This window comes from Mongoliibacter sp., assembly GCF_007692705.1.
In the GTDB taxonomy this organism is placed as follows: domain Bacteria; phylum Bacteroidota; class Bacteroidia; order Cytophagales; family Cyclobacteriaceae; genus Mongoliibacter.
On sequence record NZ_REBN01000195.1, the window covers coordinates 1 to 5,814 of the forward strand.

The following is a 5,814-nucleotide window of genomic DNA, read 5'->3' on the forward strand; positions in this document are numbered from 1 at the left end:
CAGTCACTTTCTACCTTGACTTTACTTGCTAACAACCGTTATACCTACTTGTTTTCTCCTTTTGATCCAACCAGAACTGGGGGAGAACCACTGGCTGCCGGGACAGATTACCGAAACACATTTTACTCTGTTCAGTACTTTGGTAATGCCAGAAATCCATTTTTTGTTACCGGAAGAGCGGATATTGGAGAATATTTCAATGGCGATATAAGGACCATACAAGGCGCGATGAATTGGAGATTGGGTTATTTGGCAAATATTTCCATGAATTTCAGTTATAACAACATTCGATTACCAGAACCACAAAATGATGCAGACCTTTTTCTGATTGGACCTAGGATTGACCTCACTTTTACGAGAAGTTTGTTTTGGACTACTTTTTTCCAGTACAATAATCAGATTGACAACATGAATATCAATACAAGACTGCAATGGAGGTATGCACCGGTTTCAGATTTATTCATTGTCTATACGGATAATTATTTTCCTGGATCTTTTATGCCTAAACAGAGGTCTTTGGTGATGAAGCTGAATTACTGGCTGAATATTTAATCTACTTGGGTTTTGGCAAACTCCATAAACAAGTAGATAATTGGAGCGAAAAGCAATACAGGAAAAACAATTATAAACCAGGTAGGAATCCCAGTTCCAAAACCCGAACCACTGTGAAAAGAGAAATATTCTATCAGAATAAACATGATAATCAAGTTAAACTTGATCCATCTCCATAATTTTGCATTGATCCTAATCAAGGTATCTACTTTTTCTGGTTGGTTTTGAATGGTGTATTCCGAGATCCTCGGAGTTTGGTTGTATAGGGTAATGCCAAAAAACAATATGGTTGCGATGATGGGAATCGAATATGTCATGTTGCTTGCCCAATACTCACTTGGGTTTTCAAAGAAATTATAGCCTTCAGGCACTGCCTCAGCACCAAGATGCTGAAAATAGTAAGTCATAACCCAAAGTAAAATAAGTGAAGAGAAACCAAGAATCTCAATTACCCTATCCCAAATGCCCATTTTTGGTTTTTTTTCTAAGCTCTCTTTTATTTCTATTGAGTTTGATGCAGTCATTTTTTTAAAAACTATAAGTTCTGAAAATTCAATATTCTGATAATAAAGAAATTTTAAATTGCTATTTCAATAGTGTTCTTACTTCCATCGAACACCAAAGCACCTTGCTTGGGTTCAGTTTCTTTGCCGTTCAGAAGGGTTTTGCCTTTTGCAGCTTCTGGAATTTCGAATTTTATTTTCCAGTCACCCTTCTTTTGTCTGATTTCCGCTTTCAATTCGCCATCAATCACTTCATAGGTGATGCTTATTTCATTATCTCCGATTACGACGTTTTCTATTTTTGCTTCATTCCAAGAGGAAGGTAATAAAGGTTTGATATGTATAGTTTTGTTTCCAGCATCAGGCTGTATACCGAAAAACTGGGTGACAATTGGTACGGCATATGCATAAAGGTTCCATGCTTGTGCCATCATTCCATAATCCGGTGATACCTCATATATGGATCCTGGTAGGGCATAACTAAATGAGCGTGTCATTCTTTTGAGATAATCCAGTGCTTTATCAGGTCTTCCGTAGTTGTTTTCTGCAACAGCTTGTACACCTGTTGGGAGCGTCATTACAGCCCCTGTGTAAGAAAATACTTTGCTTCCGGAAAATGACCCGTCCTCATATTCAGAGGCATCGTCTCTGTCTATACCCGTTACAAACACCCCAAAAGGGTTTACGAATCGTTCTGCCTTATCCAATGCCTTGATCGCTTTATCCTTGTCTGCAATTCCCATTTCCATGGGGGTATTGACCACCCAATTGTGAAACATGACAAATCCACTCTTTCTAGATCTTGGATAGGTCTGTAGCTTTTTCTTAGTTGCCTGTAGTTCTTCAACTGCCCAAGGCTTGTCCAGCGTGTCAGCTCGGATAATGGCGGCATTAATCATTTGAAGGGCTTCTGCCGTGGTTCCTATGAAGTCTGCATAAGAACTGAACTCTTCTACCCAGAATTCCTCGTTGATTTTTTGTTTGAGTTCTTCTGCCAGTTCCCTGTATTTATCTGCGTTTTCTTGGTCTTCTAAGATTTTGGCTATTTTGGAAACATCATCAAATGCTTTTTGGGTGTACACGGCCACATCGATCATTTCAGATTCCAGTCCGTGTATTTCCATCATGCCGTAACCATCTGGGAAAAGATTCCCGTCTTCATCATTTTCTTCCATCAACCAAGTCATTCCTTGGAGGATAAAGGGATAATATTTTTCCAGAAATTCCTTATCCCCGGTCCATTGATACACCCACCAAATCAAGGAAGCAAACTGTGGTGTTTCATTGATATTCCCAGGGTTGAAGATTACTCCATTGGTACTGACCTCGTGAATGACCTGGCCGTTTCCATTGCTTTCTGAAAGCTTGTGGATAAGTTCAATAGTATGGTAAACCAAGTCTTTTCTTCCTGTAGCAATGGCTCCCTTGAGTGTGTACTCATTGTCAACCCCGAACCACCAAGGATAGTCGGGTATTCCCGCACCCAATCCACGGCCTATCTCAGGAACTTCGCGGACAAGCCATTCAGTATTGTACTTTACCCATTCAAAGGCCTTTTCCAAATCCTTGTCTGGGATGGTTATTTTAGATTTCTCAGCGATTTTTCGATAATGGGTGATTTTATCTTTCAGGTAAGTATCACTGTATTGTTGAAGCAGGTCATAGGTTTTTTCCAGTTCTTCCTGAGATTTATATGAACCAGCGATATAAAAAGTAAGGATTTCTGATTTTTCGGGAGAAATGCTTAGTTCGTAAGAAAGTTTTCCTGCCTTCCCATTCCCTTGCGGAGTATAATTGCAGGTTGCAGAAGCTTCTTCTCTATGTCTTGAATCCCTACCCGACCCGAATAGCACATACCATTCATTTCCATCATCCTTTCCTCTCCAAGCTTGTCTTTGTTTGTCAAATTCCAAGTTATCCTCTTGGTCTATCATGCCAACCCTCTCACCCAGCCATGCAGGTAAAAGGTCAGTATGCCCTGTGAACTCAAATAGAAGGGATTTTTTTGACTTATCCACATTCCTGATTTCAAATTCAATGACCATACCCTCTCTGCCATCAGGCACAAAATGAAACCTTTCAATTTCCAAGCCCGGAATTTGGGAGTTGAAAATATGCTTGTTTGCTACCGGATAATTGATGAATTCATCTGCGTCATCTAAACAGTATGAAGCATCATCCATAGCAATCGCCACAGTAAAACCATCCATAAGTTTGATGGGATGATTCCAAATCCCGCCCATTTCTCCTTCAACATGAAAGCCCAAATCCGGAAAAGTGCCATCTTGGTGACCTACCATGTAGACCCTATCTCCAGCGGTGACATAAGGTGAGGCCATATATTCTTTATTTCCGCTGATTCCTTCCACATCCTTCAATAAAGCTGCCAATGGTTCTTTTTTAGGTTCGCTTTGGCAGGAAAAAAGAAGTCCAAGGCCTAAAAATATTGGGGATATTCCAAGTTTCATACGCGCTAAAGTGATGGTTTCGGTCTATAAATATAAATTCCTTTTTCTCTAATTTAATAAATCAGATGTATTAACAGAACCCTAATATTATAAGGAGGGCTACTAGGTTTGAACTCTGATTTTCCCACCTCTTAATAAACTGTCGCTCCTTAGGTTCAATATATTTTTGAATGGGCAATTAATCAGGCTGTGGAGACGTATCTATTGGGGTAATGAGGACTTCTATCGGGTTCGATTCAATGCTTGTACCATCTTCAAAATCCATATACATCACCATCCTGTGGACACCTTGTAAGTCGGGGTTCCTATTGAGTACAAAGTAGTAACGGTTGAAGTTGGAATCGTTGACAAATCCACTTAGAAAATCAGCTTTTTCTATAAAATTTCTGGCATCAAAAGTAAAAGCACTGATTTCGAAAAGGTCTTCGCCGGCAGGGGTAGCAGCATCAAAGCCTTGATTGCTAAGCAACCTGATATTTTTAACCTTGTTGTTGATTCTATACTTTGGGAGACAATCATCATCATCTGGAATAGAAGAGAACACCTTGTTCATTCTTATTTCTACAGCCAGATTGTTAACAGGGAGCTCCAAGGAATTATCCCATTCCAAATCACCCAAATCAACCTGATTGAGAATTTTCGGAGACATGGTAATGGATTGGATGTCAAATTTGGTATCTGAACAGTCACTATCACAGGAGCTGTTAAACAAAAGCGTAGAAATCAATATTGTAAATAAGAGAAATGTTGGTCTAGATGACTTCATGGAATCTTTAATTTTGTCACGAAGATAAGACTCCTCGTCACAATTTTCCAATTTCTTTCCAAGTGACTAGTTTGATATTATTTGTTTCGAGAAGGTTTTTGACTTTTTGACTGGTAAAAAAGTCAAAATCCTGCTGCCTCCATCGGGCATGCCAATGGTCAAATCTAGTGGTAATAGCTCTCATTTCTTCGTCATCATAAGCAACATGAATGAGAAGGACAGTCACTCCTGGTTTAAGGTTGTTCAAAACCTCCTCATAATATGTTGCAAGTCCAACAGAATCATATATTTCCGGACTTCCTATGGCAACGTTATCCACAATTTTGACCCTATTCAAGTCAATGCCATCAAATAATTCAGGATTAGGTAATACAACGGCCTGGAATAGATCCTCTATAACCATGGCGGGGATGCCGTATTCTTCTGCTAATTTCAAATAGGAGGCTACAAATTCAGGCCTTCCATAAAATACACAACCCATATGTGAGTCCAAATGAGTAGGCTTGATCCCGATGGCCAGAGCAGCATCTATCTGGGCACGCATCTCTTTTTCCACTTCTTCAGTGCTAGCATTTTGAGCTACAGATGCACAGTCGAAATGAAAATAGCCGTCTTTTCCAACAAGCCCTGGCACCTCGGATTTGCCACTGAGAGGTCCCCATCTGTAATTGAACCATTCGTCTGTCAAAGTAATATGAACGCCTATGTCCAAGTCAGGTATATCTTTGATCAGTTCAGCTACCTCCGTAGCCCATGGGCTAGGCATCATGATGCTCGTGGAATTGACCACCCCATTTTTGATAGCCTCTATGGTTGCAACATTCTCTGAATGTGCCAAGCCTATATCATCTGCATGTATGATCAGTAATTTGTCTTCGGGACCATAGCCGATTTTTTCGGCCAGATTCCGTTGCTGAGCACTTACCTGAAATATGATCAAGGCCAGAATCAATGTGAATAACTTTTTCATAAGAGGATGATTATGATTGGGTTTATTATTTTTTGCCAACTAACTTAAAATTCAAGAAGGTTAGATATTAATAGATTTTGGATATTTGTGGATATTGATTAAATGTAAATGGAATAACGGTAATTCTAGATCCTTACCAAAGCGACGTATAATCAAATAAATTTATACTTATAGATTGATACTGACTTTTTCCTTGAATTTCGATTTTCTGTAAAGGTCCATTTGGCTAGCAGGAATATGGCAATCTCTGGAATCAGGTATCCTAGTATCCACCAATATCAATCAGTATCCATCAGTATCTCTAATCCTATTTCAACAATATCCCGAATCGCTTCGCTCTCGGGACTTCCGCTAATGCTCCAGTTTCAATAATATTTCAACAATATTTCCATTGTATTTCTACCATATTTCAATCGGTAAGTGGCCAATATCTCAATATCCACTAATATCTTTAATAACCACTGATTTTCACAGATAAACACAGATGTTTTAGCTGTCGCAAATTATAGTAATAAATCCTCAATCAATATCCCTTTCCCATCCCTGTTTTTGGCG

4 protein-coding genes and 1 pseudogene are annotated in these 5,814 nt (G+C 39.3%); 1 reads left to right on the forward strand and 4 read right to left on the reverse strand.

All coding sequences use genetic code 11. The annotated features are described in order from the left end of the window. A pseudogene (locus tag EA341_RS13550) lies at nt 1–552 on the forward strand (hydrolase); the annotation flags it as partial. Here EA341_RS13550 and EA341_RS13555 read toward each other — a convergent pair. From EA341_RS13555 to EA341_RS13570, 4 genes are all read right to left on the reverse strand, one after another. After that, nucleotides 549–1,076: a hypothetical protein gene (locus tag EA341_RS13555; protein ID WP_293015505.1), complete on the reverse strand. Its 528-nt coding sequence runs from the start codon at nt 1,074–1,076 to the stop codon at nt 549–551. The pseudogene EA341_RS13550 and the gene EA341_RS13555 sit on opposite strands and share 4 nt — an antisense overlap. A 53-nt stretch (nt 1,077–1,129) precedes the next feature. Further along, a complete protein-coding gene (locus EA341_RS13560) occupies nt 1,130–3,523 on the reverse strand; it encodes a trehalase family glycosidase (RefSeq protein ID WP_293015508.1) in 2,394 nt (797 codons plus the stop codon). A 178-nt stretch (nt 3,524–3,701) separates the two neighbouring features. Then, nucleotides 3,702–4,289, reverse strand: coding sequence for a hypothetical protein (locus EA341_RS13565; RefSeq protein WP_293015510.1), 588 nt, complete (start codon nt 4,287–4,289; stop codon nt 3,702–3,704). Between the two features lie 37 nt (nt 4,290–4,326). Further along, on the reverse strand, nt 4,327–5,259 hold the full coding sequence (locus EA341_RS13570; protein WP_293015512.1) for a polysaccharide deacetylase family protein: 933 nt from the start codon (nt 5,257–5,259) through the stop codon (nt 4,327–4,329). Between the last annotated feature and the right edge of the window lie 555 nt (nt 5,260–5,814).